Raw genomic sequence first — 17,430 nt, 5'->3', positions numbered from 1 at the left:
GTGGTCATTAATAATTTAAAAAATAATGCATTCTTTTTTCGGTACAAGAATATGAACGCGTGCTCCTTGCTCCAACATTTTCCCTCGGTGGTGAAGATAGTCTACATGGAAAGCTGACTCCTCTGTTTCTACTTCATATCTTAAAACATTCCCTGTCATGGAAACATCTTTAATAAACCCTTTAATGCCCCAGTTCTCCTGTAAATCCAAGCTATCCTCACCAACAGAAACTAATTGTAAAACTTCAGGACGAATGGCGACTTCATTCCCTTTTAATTCTGTGCTTTGAACAAGTTTACGGAAAACTTCCATATTACAAACATTGTAATTTCCGATAAATTTTGCAACAAATGTATTGACTGGAGAGGTATAAATTTCTGATGGAGAACCGGATTGTACAACTTGTCCTTTATTCATGACAAAAATTCGATCAGACATTGTCATTGCTTCTTCCTGATCATGCGTAACAAAAATAGTAGTAATATCTAATTCTTTTTGTATTCTCTTTAATTCTTTTTGCAAACTTTTTCTAATTTTAGCATCCAATGCGCTTAACGGCTCATCCAAAAGCAGTACTTTCGGCTCCATGACAAGCGCACGGGCAAGAGCAACCCTTTGCTGTTGTCCACCAGATAATTGATGAGGATAAGACTCTTCTTTACCTATTAAATCAACCATTTCAATCATCTTTTTTACTCTTGATTTAACATTTTTTACCTTCTTCATTTTAAGGCCGTACGCGATATTATCAAAAACGCTCATATTTGGGAAAAGCGCATAAGACTGAAATACCATACCGACTTCACGCTGACGCGGTGATAAATTAGTAATATCTTTTCCGTCAATTAAGATTGTTCCTGCATCAAGGCCTTCAAGCCCCGCAATGGAACGTAATAATGTACTTTTTCCGCAACCGCTTTGCCCAAGAAGTGTAGCAAATTCACCTTTTTTTAATATTATAGAAATGTCATTTAAAACGACTTGATTTTCATATCCCTTAGTCACTTTGTCGATGGTTACATAGCTCATTATTTTTCACCTTCTAAAGCAGTATTTTTATGACAGTATTGTTTTTTAAAAAATGAAAGAATTCGCTTCTTATTTGACAGGACAGGATTTTTTTCGTTTCTAAACGTAAGTTTTAATACAGTCCCCGTTAACAGTAAAATCATTGAATAATAAGTAATAACAATTGCACTTGTTAAGTGACCGCTGCTGTTTAGTTTGTCGGCAAGATAAATTTGGATGGTTTCAAATCGGCCCCCGACTAGCAAATTGGCAAAAGCAAACTCACTAAATAAAAGAGCGACTGATAATAGGGTAGACACTAAAATACCAGATATAATATTTGGAAACACCACTGTGCGAAACGCCTGGAATTTTGTAGCACCTAGTAATTCAGCCGCATCAACAAGCTGTACAGCATTAAGCGTACGAAGACTGTTACGAATACCTTGATACATAAACGGCAGAATGGTTATGAAATAAGCACCAATTAAAATCCAAGGTGTTCCGGCAATTTGAATCGGTCCATCTGAATATACCTTGATTAATCCAACAGCTCCAACAATGGGAGGAATTCCATAAGGAAGCATAGCTGCTGCTTGAAGCAATCCTTCCCATTTACTGAAATATACTGTGATGATAAAAATAGTCGGAAGCATAATAACAACACTAAGACCTACAGACATGACAATTAAAAACAGCGTTCTTCGAAAAGCATCATAAAACCGTTCATCTTGAAACAATTCAATATACCATTTCATTGTATAACTCTCAGGTAAAATGGTATGATCCCATTTACCGGCAATAGAGAATAATAATGTTCCTACAAGTGGAATTAATAAATACATAACTAGTAATCCCACAATCACTTTATGAAAAGTCAATGAAGATTTCATCGTAAATCCCTCCTAATGCGGCGCATCATTCGTTCATTGAACCACATCGCCCCTATCATGGTCGCTGCTAGAAGAACTCCCAACGCACTGCCTAGCTGCGGCTTCAATGCAACGTCACTAGAAACTAGAGAGGCAATTTGCAATGACAATAAATTATAGTTGCTGCCGACCAATGCATAGGCTGTAGCGTAAGCTCCCATCGCATTCGCAAACAAAATACTGAATGTACCTACAATACTAGGTAAAAGAACAGGAATCCCAATGTGAAACCAAAATGATAATGTTGACCCTCCTAATAATGAAGAGGCTTCTTTCCATTGTTGCTTAATTCCTTGATAAGACGGGTAGATGAGCATAACAGCAAGCGGAATTTGAAAATAAATATAAACAAGAATGAGGCCTGTCCATGAATATAAATTAAAATCTGCAAATACATCCCAACCAATCTTAGAAAAAAGCAATGTAAACAACCCATTGTTTCCAAGTAAAATAATATATGAAAATGAAAGAGGAATCCCCTCAAAGTTCGACGTCATATTGGCAATCATCAGTAAACGATTTTGTATTTTTTGTGAGAACTTTGTAAACGAATAAGCTGCAATGACAGCTATAATCACAGAAGTTATAGCAGCAAATAAGGAAATGACAAGGCTATTTTGAATGGCTTGTAAGTAAAATTTACTTTTAAATATGGTTGTATATTGATCAATCGTAACTTGAATTCCATCGTCTGCATAAAAACTATTTTTAATCATTGCCACTAATGGCCCCAGTTCAAATCCAATCACAAGCATAACAAATGGCAGTAAAAGAGCTAATAAGTAAATTTTTTGTTTTTTTATTTTTCGCAAGACTTCTCGCTCCTCTATGTTCACTAACAATTTGGGAATTGGTTTAACATTACGTTCGTTAAACCAATTCCAGTCAACCTTCATTCTAATGTTGAAGAGGGTATCTTTTCTAAATGGAAATTTTTCCTTTAAGACCTGGCAATTGATATGAAATCATTTTTTTGGACGGCTCAATATTTAAAAGTTCACAAACTAGTGGTGCAAAAGCTAATTGCGGAACCACTTCACTGTAGACGCCAGGCTCAACTTTTGGACTAATGATAAAGAGCGGTACATCACGCTCACCATCAGTTGTGCCGCCATGGTTGCCATATTCACTCATTCCATGATCAGATGTAATTAAAATGTGGTAACCTTCTTTGATCCAAATTGGCAAAAGTTGTGCCAACAAGCTTCCCATTTTTAAGATTTGTTCACGATATTCTTTCGATTCTGAACCGAAAATTTCCCCTTTTACATCTACACCGAGCGGATGGATATATAAAAAGTGCGGGTCATACTTTCTGCGCAAGGCTTCTGCGTCCATTAACACATGACTATCTGGATAGTCATCGTCCCAATAGAATTTTCCATATTGAATCGGCTTAGACTCATCCTCCTGCTCACGATCTTCAATAAAATGGAATGGCGCCCGATTATAAAGTTCGCTTACCCAGTAATACGATACCGTTCCGTTCCTTAAGCCGTTTTCTTTCGTAAGATGAAAGAGACTTTTCTCGGTAGATAAGCGAACGGCTTGATTGGACGTAATTCCGTTCACTGAAGCCGGTGTACCTGTTAGTAACACTTCATATAATGGGCGGGAAAGACTTGGGAGTTCCGACTTTACTTTGTATAGTGCCGCCTGATTTGTTTCAACTAGATGTTGAATAAATCCAAGAGCCTCACATGCTTTATCATATCTCATACCATCAACAACAATTGCTATTACTTTATTTGACATGGACTAACACCTCTTCTTGCCAAAGCTGCGGTAAATTTTTAGCCGTTTCTTCCCATGCTTTGTAATCTTCAATTGGTTTTGCATTTTTGTACTGTTCTTCTGGAACCATTTTTTCAGCTACTTCTTTCGGAAGTTCTACATCGCGAATTGGACGGGCAAACCCTTTAGCTAAGTTAATTTGTCCTTCATCACTTAAGATATATTCTCTAGTTGCCATCGCTGCATGCGGATGCTTTGCAAATTTGTTAATAATAGTTGCGTAGCCGCTTACGACTGAACCTTCTCTAGGAATGGTTACTTCAAATTGATCACGTTTAATTTGATTAGCGTAACCAAGGGCATTGAAATCCCAAACAAGGGCAACTTCCACTTCCCCTTTTTCGATGTTAGCCGGCTTGGCATCAGTTAAGCTAAGGCGGCCTTGCTTGGCAAGCTTAGCAAAATAGTCAATTCCTGGTTGGAGATTTGTTTCATCACCGCCGTAAGCGATGGCGGCTGCAAGAACGGCCATTTGGTTCTGTGTACCACGCTGAACATCTCCAACTGTTACTTTATAATCTCCTTTTAATATGTCATCCCAAGATTTTGGCGGGTTATCTACTAATTCTTTATTAGTAAAGAATGCAATTGTTCCTTGGTAGCCAACAACCCAATCCCCGTTGTCATCTTTTGCCCAGTCAGGTACCTCGTCCCAATAGGAAGTTTTATATGGAATCGTTAATTCTTTTTGTTCTGCGATTGGCCCAAAGGAAATCCCTACATCGCCGATATCAGCTGTTGCATTCTCTCCTTCAGATTCCATTTTGGCAATCTCTTCGGCACTGGATAAATCTGTATCATTGTGTTCCAATGTATATTTTTTCATCACTTCATTCCACGTTTCTCCCCAGTTAGCCCATGAATCAGGCATACCGACACTATTAATTGTTCCCTCTTCTTTTGCCTTTGTTTCAATTTCTTTCATGGTTAACGAACTTGGATCCTTAACAACTGGAGCAGCCTCTTCTTTAGTAGCTCCACAAGCAGCTAATCCTAGTACACTCACTCCTAACATCACAGCTTGAATAGACTTGTAACAATTCTTCTTGAATGTGTAATTCATAAAAAGTGCCTCCATTTAGTGTGGAATTTTTAATGTTTATTACTGTTTGTTACAGATTAATCATAATTGGACAATGTTAATTCCACATAAATCCAACGTAAAGATTTTGTAAATCAGTATGTAAATGACTACATAAATGAAGCACCGTTTACGCGGTGCTTTCTTGTATAATGCCCACAACAAGTCGGACATTTTTGATTATAAAAATTAAGGTATATAAATCGGCAAAAAAAACACACAATAATTTTGGAAATGAAAACTTTTTATGTCTGCAGAAAATAGAGAATGGAATCAACCGTGAAAAAAAAATAGAGCTATTTATCAGCTCTAAGTTTTTATTCATGATTAAATTTTTTATTGGCAATCCAATAATTCGTTACCAAGAGTATCAGCAAAATACAAACAATTGTTAATAGTACATTGACTATTTCGTTAAAATTTACCGAACCTGTGATTAGAGATTCCATTGCATGTTTACTCATACTGGCTGGATTTACATAATCAATTGCTGGATTCAAACCGACGATAATTCTGCAACCCAAAAGGTAAACAATTGAAATTAACGCGATAATACCTTGACTGTGAAAAATAGTACTAATCATTGTTGTAAAAGATACGATATATAGAACCCATACAAGATAAAATAATAGTGCAGCAATCATGTCTAAAAATGGAACATCTTCGAAAAGATAATTTACGTATAGATAAGAAGAAAGGTATCCAATAGTTACACTAAAAGCTATTATCAAATAATTTGATACAATTTTTCCACCGATATATGAAAAAACAGTAACAGGTCGTGTTAAGATAAAGGCCAACATACCATTTGATTTATCTGATTGAATAATCCCCATCATTGAGATAACAATAATCATAATCCCAAGCTGATCAAATTGGGACCCTAACGTGGTGGCTAGTACTTCTCCTCCTTTTTGAGCTGCCACACTCGGATCAATTGTAATGCCTGTCCCTCCTCCTAACGATTCCAAAATTGATGGCAAGTAATAAGTAACTATTGGCTGAGTTATCCCTAAAAAGAGAAAGACAATCGGCAGCCAAATAACTTTAAAATCACGTACCATTTGAACAAATTCTTTTTTTATTAATACAGTAAAATTATTCAATTTCACACCACCAATTTTAAAAATATTTCTTCTAAAGTATCATTATTGATTTCAAATTTTACGATGTCCACGTCGTGAGAGAGTGCATTCATCAGTAGCATATTTTTGTTTTTTTGGATGTTTTCAACTTTTATTTGGACTTTATTCCCTATGACCTCGACTTCCTTCACATAAGGTAATTTTTTTATCATGCCAATCCATTTTTGATCCTTCGATATGATTTCTAAATTTAATTTATTTTCGTTATTTCGGTTCAACAGTTCAGTGATTGTTGTATCTTCAATTTTTGTTCCATTTTTAATGATTACAAATCGTTCACATATTTCTTCTGCATCGCCTAATATATGGGTTGATAATAAAATAGTAGTATCTTTTTTTATTTCTTCGATCAGGTTTAACACTTCTCTTCGCCCAATTGGATCTAATGCAGATACTGGCTCATCCATGACAATAAGTGAAGGCTTATGTAATAGTGCTTGTGCAATACCAAGTCTCTGTTTCATTCCACCAGAAAATGTGCCGACTTTTGAGTCTTCTTCACCTTCTAGTCCGACTTTTGCTAAAATTTCAGGTATCCAGTTCGATAATTCTTCTTTTAGCATTCCAGAAAGTTGACCCATAAACGTAAGAGTTTCTTTCGCTGTCATCCATTGAAAAAAGTTAGGGTACTGTGGTAGGTAACCAATTTCCCTTTTCATTTTCGATATTTTTTTCCCATTCAACAAAACTTCACCAGAGTCTGAATTGATAATATCTGAAATCACTTTTATTAATGTGGACTTCCCTGCCCCATTCGGACCGATTAATCCGACACATTCTCCTGAATTCAGTTCCATCGAAAAATTATTGACAGCAATTTTTCCTTTAAATTTTTTCGTAACATTTTTGATTTCTAATTTCATATGCTCTCACTATCCTTTCTCCCTATGGTGAAGTACAGAATTGGTCCAAGTGTATTGGCAAATAGAATAATTAGCACCCATGGGAGCACATTTTTTCTTGTTTTTCTATGTCGGTATAAATCCATTAAGGCAATTAAAATTAATATCGTACTTACTACAATAACTGGCATTATTATAGGTAGAAAGGCCATAAAATCAATATCCTTTAGGTCACCCAGATCATATTGCAGCTTCATTTCCATCATTCCCTTCAATCTCATTCTCATTCTTAATAATGATAACTTAGTTACAGGTGTGTTGCAATAGCTATTCTCATTATTTATAATGAGATTAAAATTAAACATTGAATGAGGTGAAATTGTGAGTAACAAAATTGACGTTATCATGCATCCAGTAAGAATGAAAATTTGCCAAGCATTAATGAGAAATAAAGAAAATGGACTCACACCCTTAGAAATGGTAAAAATCATTAAAGATGTGCCTCAATCAAGTCTATATAGGCATATTCAAACCATGGTGGATTCTGGTGTCATCCACGTTATTAATGAAAAAAAGGTGAAATCTGTTTCCGAAAAATATTATGCTTTAAATGAAGAAGAGGCAAGAATTGACGTAGAGGAATGGAAAAAGGCTTCTAACGAGGAAAAATTAACCTACTTTTCCTATTATCAATTATTACTTATGACTCAATATCAAGATTATCTTAAGAAATTAGGAGAACAAAACTGCCAAGAGGACCTTGCTGCTTTTTCTGTAGTGGAATTAAAGATTGATGAGGAACACTTTATCCAATTTCAAAACGAATTAAACGATTTATTGACTAAATACTACAATACTACGAGCAAGAAAACAGAGTCGCCGGTTCGAACAATTGCTTTTACAATTATTCCAGATGCTTAACAGAAGTTATCATTGACCATTATCTAAATGGTTCTAGAATACATTTGTTCTTAAATAACATGCTCAGTTGGAAGAAGAAGGAAATAGGGATATTGGTCTATCTAACCCCAAAAAACTTAGTACTTTACACTCGTTGACTAAAATACAAGTTTAAACGATAATGATAATCGTTATCAATGATAATAATTATCAATTATTTAGGGGGCTTTATTATGTTTATTAAATTTTTAAAGGAAAATCGTTTTGTCTCACTGCTACTTACTTTACTTCGACTCTATCTTGGTTGGCAGTGGTTAAATGCTGGTTGGGGAAAAATCTCTAGTGGAAAATTTGATGCAAGCGGCTTTTTGTATGGAGCCGTAAAAAATATGTCTGGTGAACACCCTGCTGTTCAACCTTGGTGGGGGAATTTTTTAAAAGAGGTAGCATTACCGTATGTTGATCTTTTTAATGTAATCGTTCCTTGGGGGGAATTTTTAGTAGATCTTGGATTAATTTTAGGTATTTTCACCACATTTTCTATACTAATGGGGCTTACAATGAACTTTGCTTATATGTTCTCTGGAACAACCAGTACAAATCCACAAATGGTTTTGCTAGGAATGTTTATTCTAGTTGCTGGACTAAATGCAGGAAAAATTGGTTTGGATCGATGGTCCATACCGTTTTTAAAAAGATTATTTTTAAAAAAAGCAGAGAAAGAACAATTTCCTCAAAGCGCTTAAAGGTTGTTTGAACAGACCATCAACAAGAGGTGTTGATGGTCTACTTGTTGAATAAACCTGCTTCTTTAGTACAAAAAAGAAAAAGATCCGCCGAGGCAGCCCTACATTAGCAGAAGAAAATTACATACTTGTTTCTTTTTCTACTATTCTTTGTTTATGTTCAAGATACCCACTAATTTTTACTGATTTATTTTTATAAATAGAACGCAAATTCATATCAATCAGTGACCCAGCAATTAACCCTAAAAAAACAACGGTTATAGAAAATACATCCGATCTTAAAGCAAAAAACAGAGCCACAACACATAAGGTTATACTAAAGAAAAATTCACTAACTAAAAAATGTATTTTTTCCATATTAGCACACTCCTTAATATTTTTAATAAACTATAAGTTCTTTGATAAACGTCCGTTTCCTTCTTTTTTTTGAATTATCCTACTTCTTTTAAAAAAATAAGTCTTTTCTCCTTGTTGAAGCAAAGCACCCAGTTAGTTAATGGCAGCTCGCTTCAAGTTACTTTGGAAAATCTCAACTGGTACTCTGAAGTATCTCATTGGGAATCCATTTCTGAAGACAAAATCAGCGATTTGCCTAAAAATACGAAAAACGTCTGCTTTATAAGCAAACGTTCTTTGGAGGTAAGACTTTATAAATATTTGGATTGGGTGTAGTAATAATATATGTACAAGATATTAAAACTGAATAGGCAAGTGCTGAGCTAACTGAAAAAAAAGTTCACCAAAACCAATTCATGGACCATACACCTTCATGAGTTATAGTTTCAACCAAAAAAGCCCTTATAGGGCTTTTTTTAGTTAAGAATAATTTTTTTTCTTAGAAACAGATTACTGCTCCTACGATGATTAACAAGATAAACAATACAACAATTAAAGCAAAGCCGCCGCCATAGCCGCAGCCGACACCGCCGTAGCCATAGCCACCGCAACCACCATAACCAAACATATTAAAGCCCTCCTTTAGGATTATTCTTTACAATCTATGTTAAGAAATTAAATTTGGGAAGGGCTTTTTCACTAGGTCTTTTACGAGACAACTTCTTTACCTATTACGAAACCCGCTATAGGTAGCGAATAGCTAATTTATTTAAAATCTAAATAATTATGAAAAAAACCATTCGGCCATTTTTTGTCGAGTAGATATAGGACGTAAGCCGTTACTTTTGTCCAATGGTTGCATTTATTATAGTAATTGCTTGTAAAAGCGCTTTGATAAAGGTTTTTTAACCATTTTTCAGGAAAATACACTAATTGGACCATGTGGAGGTTATTGAATGGCAGTAAAAAAGAAAGACAAGTTCTTTAATCATTTAAATAACATTTCTTTAAATTTAAAAGAAAGTGCGAACTACTTTGCTGACTACAAGTTAAAAAATGTTAGTGATCTTAAAATTTTTTCCGAAACGATGAAAGAATTTGAATCAAATGGAGATGCAATGGTTCATGACCTGATTAGGGATCTAAATAATGCCTTTATCACTCCATTTGAGCGTGAAGATATTTTGGCTCTTTCCATCAGCTTGGATGATATTTTGGACGGTTTATACCATACAGCTGCCCTATTTGAAATGTACTCTATTATTGAAATGGACTATTATACGCTTCAATTTGTTGATGAGATTAAAAATTGTGCCGCGGAAATTGACGCAGCGATTGAACTGCTTTCCACAAAGAAATTGCTTCTTATAAGAGAACACGCAATCAAAATCAAAGAAATTGAGTCGAATTGCGACCATATTCTGCGTGCATCCATTAAACATTTGTTTACCGCTGAACTTGACCCTATCCGAATTATTAAATACAAGCAAATCTATGAAGGTCTAGAAGAAATCGCGAACTGCTGTCAAGCAGTGGCGAATTCGTTTGAAACCATTATTATGAAGAATGCGTAACACACTTCATCCTCCAGAAAGTAATTTGTTCCTCCATATTGCACTTTATCCCAAGAAAAAAAGCCTCAAACCTGAGGCTAATTTTTTTTTGTACGTTTATCGTATAGATAGTAAAGTCATTTGTTGACCCCTTTTTCCTTCAAGTGTTAGGGTCACTTTTTCCCCTTGATGTTCAAATAATTCATTTAACATGCTGCCTGTTGCTTTGGCAGCATACGTAATCCCATTAGATGTGATAAACCGAAACGTTCCTTGAGGGTCCACCCCTCCTATATTTGCTGTAACTTTGATTTGATTCGTAGCAGCTGCTGTTGCGGCAGGGATTTTGATTTCTTGGCCAATTTTCAACTTTGCTGAATCTACGGTTGGATTTAGTTCTTGAATCGATGAGATCGAGATCGATAGGGCTTTACTGATTTTTGTAAACGTGTCACCGGGCTTAACCACATACACTGATGGACTTGGTTTTGTTGTTGCTGGCAGGTTAGTAGTTAAATAGGTTTCACTCACATACGCTGCTTTGCCTTTGAAATTAATCTGAGCCCAACCATTTATAGATGATTTGACAGAAACAAGATCGTTTAATCGTAACGTACCTATTACAGCACTGCTCGTAGTGGCAGCGTCTCTCACTCTCAAGGAAGTGGCCGTTACATACATGGGTTTGGCTTGAGTGATCGCTGGTTTCGTCGTTTCTTCTGGTGTGGTAAGATAATTGGCACTCACAAAACAAACTCTTCCTTTGATCAGAATGCCAGCCCAGCCGTTTTCTATGAAGGAGACCTTCACTACATCCCCTTGTATATATTTTCCGATGACACTGCTTTCTGTCGTCGGGTGTGACCGAACATTTAGTGTGGTGGCGGTAACCGTTCTGTTATGTACTTTTGGTAAAAGAATTTTTTTACCGTTAATGGAAGTTCGTCCATTGGCCTCTATTATTTCTTGTGCTGTTACTCCATGTGCTGCAGCAATCTCTTCGATTTTTTCACCGTTTTTTACCTGATAGGTATATTCCTGAATAAAGGCTGCATTTGATGTGCTTGCAAAAAAGCTAAGGACGACGGTAAAAATACCCGTCACAACAAGTTTTTTTACTGGGCTGGTTTGTATCCATTGGTTCACCTGTGACACATATGTATTCCAATTGGCACGAATATCTTGTAGGAATCCTTTGACATCTAATACATTTCGAATATCAAAATAATGGACGCGTTGATCATATTCGCGTTTTTCCATCCTTGAAGTGAACTCTGGGACAGGTTTGGTTGGCTTGCTTTTTCCGTGGGTTTCTTTCCTGATTCGTGTTAATTCACCATTTTCAAATAATTCTTTTGTCATAATAACTTGTTCTCCTATTTCCTGTTTTAGGGTCATTCATTTGTTGTCATTTAAGAAAAATGGACGATTATGTATTTTTATTAAGGCAGACGATCAAGGTTAACACTAAATGTGGCCCATGACAATATACCTCCCCTTTGTATATTTCGACATTTTCCATCATTTTCTGTCCCAATTTTCGTTAGTTTTTCAGAAATATACGAAAATACTGGAGACTAACTCCATCACTATGACAAATTTTTCAAAGGCATTCCCCTATCTATTTGCATACGTATATATAGAATGGAGTGAAATACAGTGAATGCTCAAACAGAAAATACAAAAGAAACCAAGGAAAATAGTAATTCTGACAAGACGGAACTGATTTCACAACTTGAAAAACAAGTCTCCGTTGCCGTCTGGATTCAATTTATTGGTCAGATCATGGAGGCATTTTATTTATCTAAGATTATGTTAATTGATGAGGAAGTCCGATCGGATGCTAATGAAAGACAAATATTACTGGGAGCATGGATTCAAACCATGGGCCAATTTTTAGAAAGTATTGGTACGACGAAACAAGTATTAACGGATGAGGAAAGGCTCACGTTGGAAGCTCAAGAAATCACCAATTTGGGAGATTGGTTACAATCCTTAGGGCTTGTATTAGAATCAAATGCAGGTACGCAAATTATTCTGGAGGAAAAAAAGAAAGAATTGGTACCGACCGAGGAGTTCTTGCCATAACTGTTATTTATTTGTTGAAGTTTGAAGACTTACATTGTTACATGGCTAAACAACTACATTGAAAAAAGGAATGGGTTGGAAATGAATCAATCTGAAATGCTCTTGTTTAATGAAAATGATAAAAGACGGATATTCTTGCATCCTCATGCTTTTTATCACCATTTTTACTATGGGGGACCACATTTCGGCGCCCCTTTCTGGGGAGGGTTTACGGGTGGAATGATGGGCGGCCATCATTTATCTCCATATGGTTACAGTTCCCCTTATTATGGATATGGTTATCCTGGATATTATTCTTATTATTAGTTTAATGACTTTTTTAACTGCCAGGTGCAAGAAATTATAGTTGAAAAAGGGGTTGCGGCTGCAACTCCTTTTCTAATTCCACTAACGGCAGTTTAGTTTATTAAGAATCTTCCATTTGTTTAATTAAGTGCCAGCTCATGGTATAATGAGTAACTTAGGATAATTACTACTTTTACTTAGAATTGAACGGATGCCAAGAAAAGCCTCCGCCTAGCGATAAAATATGGAGGTGTAATAGAATGAATAAACGATGGACGATTGATAAAATTAAAGAATTTGTTGAGAACCATTCAGAAAGTAAGTTGCTAACGACGGAATATCAAGGTTTTTCTCAAAAGTTACTATTTAAATGTGCATGTGGCAGCAACTTTGAAAAAACATTTACGAAATTTAAAAATAATGACCAACGTAAATGTGACGTGTGCCAACCTCCAAAAGCGACACGATAACGTATAGCGAATAAACGAAGTGCCAATTTCTATTAAAGAGAAGTTGGCACTATTTTTATTTTATAGGAGAATAAAAGTGGATTTCACTAAAGGGGAAGTTTAGACGAATATTCCTTTTTAAACTACCGGTGGCAAGAGTTAAAGATCGGAGCTGCCATATTGGCGGCTTTTCTTATTGAACGAATGGATTAGGATGCTTCTGTCATAAGTTTCCTAATCTTCGAACGGAATAATCGTTTGTAAGTTTTTTATTAAGATAATATTTAAAAAAACGGTATGAAATGACTATATAAAATAGATATAAATTGCCGTTGATTGGAAAAAATATAGATTTTATCCCTTTTTAAATCGAAAGTCCTATTCTAAATTAACTGTCTATCGACTACCAGACTATTTTTCTATTTACAATATCTTCATATTCAATTAATAAATCCCATTTATAATCAAAGCCGTGGTAAAGATATGTAATCTGAGAGGGGAATATGAAGCATGACAAATGAGAGATCTTTGGATCAATTAATTAAGAATTTTAACGAACAAAATTTGCAAAAGAATATTGACCGCCGCAGCTTTCTTCATGGAGCCGGCAAGATTGCGGGGCTGTCCCTAGGGTTGGCTATTGCTCAATCAATGGGAGGATTTAAAGTAGATGCTGCTCCGAATTTCAGCGAATATCCTTTTACTCTTGGTGTTGCTTCTGGCGATCCGCAATCTGACAGTGTCGTTTTATGGACAAGGTTAGCTCCAGATCCGTTAAATGGCGGAGGAATGCCCTCTCATATCGTTCCCGTCAATTGGGAGCTTGCATCAGATGAAAACTTCCGCAGCGTTATCAAACGAGGAACAGAACATGCTTCTCCTGCCCTCGCCCATTCTGTCCATGTAGAAGTGAGCGGCCTGAAGGCGAATACGGTTTATTATTACCGTTTCAAGACCGGAAATGAACTAAGCCCTGTTGGAAAAACAAAAACCCTTCCTGCCGCAGGTGCCAGTGTAGCAAGCATGACGTTCGCATTCGCTTCCTGCCAGCAGTATGAACACGGGTATTATACTGCATACAAGCATATGGCGAAAGAAGATCTCGATCTTGTGTTCCACGTTGGCGATTACATATATGAATACGGTACGAACGAGTATCTTTCTCCCACAGGCAATGTCCGTGCCCACAAAGGCGATGAAATTATCGCGCTTGAAGATTACCGCACTCGCCATGCCCAATATCGTTCAGATGAACATCTAAAGGCTGCACACGCTGCATTCCCGTGGGTTGTTACATGGGATGACCATGAAGTGGAAAACAACTACGCAAATGTCATTCCAGAAAAAGACCAGTCTGTTGAAGAGTTTATCAAGCGCCGTGCCGCTGCTTACCAGGCTTATTACGAGCACATGCCGCTTCGCAGGTCGTCATTGCCGCACGACGGAGGCATGCAATTATACAGGGATTTCACGTATGGTGATTTGGCGAACTTCTATGTTCTTGATACACGCCAGTACCGTGATGACCAGGCGAATGGTGATGGAACGAAAGCTCATACACCGGAATCCTTGGATCCAAAGCGCACTCTTCTTGGAACTGAACAAGAAAAATGGCTGCTTGGCAATCTAGGAAACTCGAAATCTCATTGGAACGTCCTTGCCCAGCAGATTTTCTTTGCGCAGCGCAAATCCGGTAGCAGCACGGCTCCGAAATACAGCATGGATTCATGGGATGGCTATCCGGCCGCACGAGAGCGCGTTACGGATTTCGTCGCTGGGCATAACATCAACAACGTAATCGTCATTACTGGAGATGTCCATGCAAGCTGGGCTTCTAACCTGACAACGGATTACAACAATCCAGACGCTCCGATTTTTGGAGCAGAGTTTGTGGGTACATCGATTACGACAGGAGGAAACGGATCGGATTTGCGTGCAGACACAGCCAAAACTTTAGCTGATAACCCGCACATCAAATTCTTTAATAATTACCGCGGTTACGTTCGCTGCCAGGTCACTCCGCAACAATGGCGTGCAGATTACCGTGTCGTTCCATTCGTAACTGAGCCGGGAGCAGATATTTCAACAAGAGCGTCATTTGTTTATGAGAAAGACCAGAAAGGGATAAAGGAAATTGCAGCCACCACGGTGCCTATGGGTATCAAAATGTCTGCAGAAGTCGAAGAAGACCGCCACAAAGCCCACGAACGTGCGCATGAAATCCAAATGGAGAAAAAGCGCAAACGCGAAGCCGTTCCAAATTAATTAAGATCATACCTGTAGAACAGCAGGCTTTTAATAAGAAGGATACAAAATAGAATCGTCTATTTTGTATCCTTTTTATTTTGAGTCATAATATCGTAGTTATTCCTAGCGTACAAAGATTCAAACTTTGAAATAAGAAATTTTTACGGTATTGATTCAAAGATAGTGAAAGAATGGGATTTTTTTGCACCTGTCAGTTGAAGAGACAATAGTAATAATTTTAAGCTTTTTGGTAAATTTTAAAATAAAAACTGTTGAAATTGGGTGTTCCTATTGCGTGTTTTTTTGTGCCTAACTCTGGTACTTTGCTGCTGGAAATTTGGAGATCTAAAAAATTGGAGAAAATATTATCCCACTATTTTATACCTGATTGTAAATAATTTATTATATAGCTTCTTTGTTAACGGAAAATATTTTCTATGGAAGTTGGAACCTGATTTTTTATTAAACCATGCCTTTTCAGTATTAATTCAAACCTTTATCAATTTTCCATGTATTGTCATACTATTTTTGTCCTATTTACCTAAAAATTGGAAGAATCAAATAATGTATTTACTCATATCGGGAGTAATTCTTGTTTGTATCGAAGGGATAATGTTTATTGGTGGAAAAATCACCTATCATAACGGTTGGAACTTCTGGTGGTCAATCGCCTTTAATTTCTTGTGGGTTATTATGTTGAGATTTCATTACCTTAAGCCGATTCCAGCTTGGTTGGTTTCTTTTTTATTGACAGCTTTTTTTGTCATTTATTTTCATGTTCCGTTGCCTTAACACAAGTAAACAACGAAAAAAGATTTTTACCGTTGATTTCAGACTTTATAAAAATTTAATACTTAATCACACCGAACTTATTGTAGGTGCATAACATGCCTATATGTTTATTTTGATACCTAATAAGAGGTGAAGAAATTAATGGCTTCCTATATGGATTATACATCTCCATCAACTCAATACACTTTTGACGTAAACAAAAGCCCCCTGTTCATAAAAGATAACCAAAACTATATTAATGTATTAGGTATTAAACAGTTGAATACACTGGAAAATGTGTCTCTGCTGGACATTTTCCTAAGTACTAATAATGTTGTAGAACCGCACTATCACCAAAATGCAGCCGAGCTAGTCTATTGTATTTCAGGTACTGCTACAGTATCCATCCTGAACCCCTTTACAAAACAGATACTCAATTACACGATTACTCCTGGACAAGTGGCGAACGTTCCTCAAGGTTGGTGGCATTATGAAGTAGCTGCGGTTGATAACACTCATCTATTGGCTATTTTTAATGCACCAACTCCAGAAGTAATTTTAGGATCTGACATTTTAAAATTTACTCCTGCAAACATCATGTCGCATACCTATTGTCTTGATGAAACTCAATGGAAACAAGTAACTGCACCTGTAAAACCCTCAACATATATAGGTCCATACAAGGACTGCAACAAAGCAAGAGAAAATATACCTCATCAAAATGTACATCAACCGTATCAACAGCCCCAATATCCACAATACCCACAAACACCATACGCTCCTCAGTATCATCGATATCGGTGATAGCAGAGAGACCATTACAACCATAACTGGGACGAAGACCGCTTCGAATCTTGAAGGGGTCTTTAAATGTTTTTATAGATGGGCTGATCTAACTAATGATGTAGTTAGATTTTTTTGCTTTGGGCATACCCCTACTCAAGTTTACTGGTATAAGAGAGTGATAGTTTGGCAATAATGATGATAGTTCCATATTCGAGGGGGTTATGAGGGTGAAGGAGAATAGGTTGTTATTGTCAGAGTTTGCGAGTGAGGAAGGTTTTGAGCTTAACAGCTATCTTACCAGTTTGTTTGAATATTTTTCTAGTTTGACAAAAAATGAAGGTACGAAGATCGAGCCAACCCCTTAATTTGTGAGGAGTGGCTTTTTTTGTGTGTTTATTTTACTGTGTTGGGGGATGAGAATGGGGTTTCAGGCATTTTTGGATTTTATTCTGGCAAACCTCCAAATT

Annotated in this window: 21 protein-coding genes; 10 read left to right on the top strand and 11 right to left on the bottom strand. The window is 36.6% G+C overall.

All coding sequences use genetic code 11. The features are described 5' to 3' along the window. Positions 1–15: 15 nt before the first annotated feature. From COE25_RS09690 to COE25_RS09655, 8 genes are all read right to left on the bottom strand, one after another. Positions 16–1,029 carry an ABC transporter ATP-binding protein gene (locus COE25_RS09690; RefSeq protein WP_098932458.1) on the bottom strand — a complete coding sequence of 338 codons (1,014 nt, stop codon included), beginning with the start codon at positions 1,027–1,029 and terminating at the stop codon, positions 16–18. Beyond that, a complete protein-coding gene (locus COE25_RS09685) occupies positions 1,029–1,901 on the bottom strand; it encodes an ABC transporter permease (protein WP_098932457.1) in 873 nt (290 codons plus the stop codon). The genes COE25_RS09690 and COE25_RS09685 overlap by 1 nt, the downstream gene beginning before the upstream one ends. Next, positions 1,898–2,752 (bottom strand): ABC transporter permease, encoded by an 855-nt coding sequence (locus COE25_RS09680; RefSeq protein WP_088090109.1) that lies wholly within the window; start codon positions 2,750–2,752, stop codon positions 1,898–1,900. The genes COE25_RS09685 and COE25_RS09680 overlap by 4 nt, the downstream gene beginning before the upstream one ends. A 109-nt stretch (positions 2,753–2,861) precedes the next feature. Then, positions 2,862–3,695: an alkaline phosphatase family protein gene (locus COE25_RS09675; protein WP_098932456.1), complete on the bottom strand. Its 834-nt coding sequence runs from the start codon at positions 3,693–3,695 to the stop codon at positions 2,862–2,864. Then, entirely contained in the window at positions 3,685–4,797 is a 1,113-nt protein-coding gene (locus COE25_RS09670; protein ID WP_088090111.1) for an ABC transporter substrate-binding protein, read from the bottom strand. Before COE25_RS09670 ends, COE25_RS09675 begins: the two co-directional genes overlap by 11 nt. 335 nt (positions 4,798–5,132) lie before the next feature. Further along, a complete protein-coding gene (locus COE25_RS09665) occupies positions 5,133–5,921 on the bottom strand; it encodes an ABC transporter permease (protein ID WP_098932455.1) in 789 nt (262 codons plus the stop codon). A gap of 2 nt (positions 5,922–5,923) precedes the next feature. Continuing rightward, the gene (locus tag COE25_RS09660; protein WP_098932454.1) at positions 5,924–6,823 is read right to left on the bottom strand and encodes an ABC transporter ATP-binding protein; all 900 of its coding nucleotides are present in this window, start codon (positions 6,821–6,823) and stop codon (positions 5,924–5,926) included. Further along, entirely contained in the window at positions 6,820–7,059 is a 240-nt protein-coding gene (locus COE25_RS09655; protein ID WP_098932527.1) for a PLD nuclease N-terminal domain-containing protein, read from the bottom strand. The genes COE25_RS09660 and COE25_RS09655 overlap by 4 nt, the downstream gene beginning before the upstream one ends. 124 nt (positions 7,060–7,183) lie before the next feature. Between COE25_RS09655 and COE25_RS09650 the strand changes: the two genes are divergently transcribed. Further along, positions 7,184–7,723, top strand: a complete 540-nt coding sequence (locus COE25_RS09650) for a transcriptional regulator (protein ID WP_088090618.1) — start codon at positions 7,184–7,186, stop codon at positions 7,721–7,723. Between the two features lie 212 nt (positions 7,724–7,935). After that, positions 7,936–8,448 carry a DoxX family membrane protein gene (locus COE25_RS09645; RefSeq protein WP_098932453.1) on the top strand — a complete coding sequence of 171 codons (513 nt, stop codon included), beginning with the start codon at positions 7,936–7,938 and terminating at the stop codon, positions 8,446–8,448. 120 nt (positions 8,449–8,568) lie between these two features. Here COE25_RS09645 and COE25_RS09640 read toward each other — a convergent pair whose 3' ends face one another. Together COE25_RS09640 and COE25_RS09635 are read right to left on the bottom strand one after the other, a co-directional pair. Beyond that, entirely contained in the window at positions 8,569–8,805 is a 237-nt protein-coding gene (locus COE25_RS09640) for a hypothetical protein (protein WP_088090115.1), read from the bottom strand. Positions 8,806–9,283: 478 nt separating this feature from the next. Next, positions 9,284–9,412, bottom strand: coding sequence for a YjcZ family sporulation protein (locus COE25_RS09635; protein WP_098932452.1), 129 nt, complete (start codon positions 9,410–9,412; stop codon positions 9,284–9,286). A 328-nt stretch (positions 9,413–9,740) separates the two neighbouring features. Here COE25_RS09635 and COE25_RS09630 point away from each other — a divergent pair, with 328 nt between their 5' ends. After that, a complete protein-coding gene (locus tag COE25_RS09630) occupies positions 9,741–10,358 on the top strand; it encodes a DUF47 domain-containing protein (protein WP_098932451.1) in 618 nt (205 codons plus the stop codon). A 96-nt stretch (positions 10,359–10,454) separates the two neighbouring features. Here COE25_RS09630 and COE25_RS09625 read toward each other — a convergent pair whose 3' ends face one another. Further along, entirely contained in the window at positions 10,455–11,699 is a 1,245-nt protein-coding gene (locus COE25_RS09625) for a LysM peptidoglycan-binding domain-containing protein (protein ID WP_180247470.1), read from the bottom strand. 297 nt (positions 11,700–11,996) lie between these two features. Here COE25_RS09625 and COE25_RS09620 point away from each other — a divergent pair, with 297 nt between their 5' ends. From COE25_RS09620 to COE25_RS30665, 7 genes are all read left to right on the top strand, one after another. Next, on the top strand, positions 11,997–12,425 hold the full coding sequence (locus tag COE25_RS09620; protein WP_098932449.1) for a hypothetical protein: 429 nt from the start codon (positions 11,997–11,999) through the stop codon (positions 12,423–12,425). 81 nt (positions 12,426–12,506) lie between these two features. Next, complete coding sequence (locus COE25_RS09615) at positions 12,507–12,731, top strand: hypothetical protein (RefSeq protein WP_142354464.1); 225 nt, start codon at positions 12,507–12,509, stop codon at positions 12,729–12,731. Between the two features lie 239 nt (positions 12,732–12,970). Continuing rightward, a complete protein-coding gene (locus tag COE25_RS09610) occupies positions 12,971–13,180 on the top strand; it encodes a hypothetical protein (protein ID WP_098932447.1) in 210 nt (69 codons plus the stop codon). Between the two features lie 489 nt (positions 13,181–13,669). Continuing rightward, on the top strand, positions 13,670–15,424 hold the full coding sequence (locus tag COE25_RS09605; RefSeq protein WP_098932446.1) for an alkaline phosphatase D family protein: 1,755 nt from the start codon (positions 13,670–13,672) through the stop codon (positions 15,422–15,424). A gap of 264 nt (positions 15,425–15,688) precedes the next feature. Further along, complete coding sequence (locus COE25_RS32240) at positions 15,689–16,198, top strand: CBO0543 family protein (RefSeq protein WP_373605348.1); 510 nt, start codon at positions 15,689–15,691, stop codon at positions 16,196–16,198. A gap of 141 nt (positions 16,199–16,339) precedes the next feature. Continuing rightward, on the top strand, positions 16,340–16,981 hold the full coding sequence (locus COE25_RS09595) for a cupin domain-containing protein (RefSeq protein WP_088090124.1): 642 nt from the start codon (positions 16,340–16,342) through the stop codon (positions 16,979–16,981). A gap of 209 nt (positions 16,982–17,190) precedes the next feature. Then, positions 17,191–17,328: a hypothetical protein gene (locus tag COE25_RS30665; protein ID WP_168240856.1), complete on the top strand. Its 138-nt coding sequence runs from the start codon at positions 17,191–17,193 to the stop codon at positions 17,326–17,328. Positions 17,329–17,430: the final 102 nt, after the last annotated feature.

Origin of the sequence: Bacillus sp. AFS031507, from assembly GCF_002584635.1 — a bacterium.
Classification (GTDB): Bacteria; Bacillota; Bacilli; order Bacillales; family Cytobacillaceae; genus Neobacillus.
Note: the sequence above shows the minus strand (reverse complement) of the source record. Positions and strands in the feature narration are given on the sequence as shown.

Bases quoted from the DNA above. Each gene is read 5' to 3' on its own strand.
- COE25_RS09595 (WP_088090124.1), top strand. From the start codon at position 16,340: ATGGCTTCCTATATGGATTATACATCTCCATCAACTCAATACACTTTT.
- COE25_RS09630 (WP_098932451.1), top strand. From the start codon at position 9,741: ATGGCAGTAAAAAAGAAAGACAAGTTCTTTAATCATTTAAATAACATT.
- COE25_RS09690 (WP_098932458.1), bottom strand. From the start codon at position 1,029: ATGAGCTATGTAACCATCGACAAAGTGACTAAGGGATATGAAAATCAA.
- COE25_RS09660 (WP_098932454.1), bottom strand. From the start codon at position 6,823: ATGAAATTAGAAATCAAAAATGTTACGAAAAAATTTAAAGGAAAAATT.
- COE25_RS09640 (WP_088090115.1), bottom strand. From the start codon at position 8,805: ATGGAAAAAATACATTTTTTAGTTAGTGAATTTTTCTTTAGTATAACC.
- COE25_RS09605 (WP_098932446.1), top strand. From the start codon at position 13,670: ATGACAAATGAGAGATCTTTGGATCAATTAATTAAGAATTTTAACGAA.
- COE25_RS09645 (WP_098932453.1), top strand. From the start codon at position 7,936: ATGTTTATTAAATTTTTAAAGGAAAATCGTTTTGTCTCACTGCTACTT.
- COE25_RS09670 (WP_088090111.1), bottom strand. From the start codon at position 4,797: ATGAATTACACATTCAAGAAGAATTGTTACAAGTCTATTCAAGCTGTG.
- COE25_RS09655 (WP_098932527.1), bottom strand. From the start codon at position 7,059: ATGAAGCTGCAATATGATCTGGGTGACCTAAAGGATATTGATTTTATG.
- COE25_RS09625 (WP_180247470.1), bottom strand. From the start codon at position 11,699: ATGACAAAAGAATTATTTGAAAATGGTGAATTAACACGAATCAGGAAA.
- COE25_RS09615 (WP_142354464.1), top strand. From the start codon at position 12,507: ATGAATCAATCTGAAATGCTCTTGTTTAATGAAAATGATAAAAGACGG.
- COE25_RS09685 (WP_098932457.1), bottom strand. From the start codon at position 1,901: ATGAAATCTTCATTGACTTTTCATAAAGTGATTGTGGGATTACTAGTT.
- COE25_RS09675 (WP_098932456.1), bottom strand. From the start codon at position 3,695: ATGTCAAATAAAGTAATAGCAATTGTTGTTGATGGTATGAGATATGAT.
- COE25_RS09635 (WP_098932452.1), bottom strand. From the start codon at position 9,412: ATGTTTGGTTATGGTGGTTGCGGTGGCTATGGCTACGGCGGTGTCGGC.
- COE25_RS09610 (WP_098932447.1), top strand. From the start codon at position 12,971: ATGAATAAACGATGGACGATTGATAAAATTAAAGAATTTGTTGAGAAC.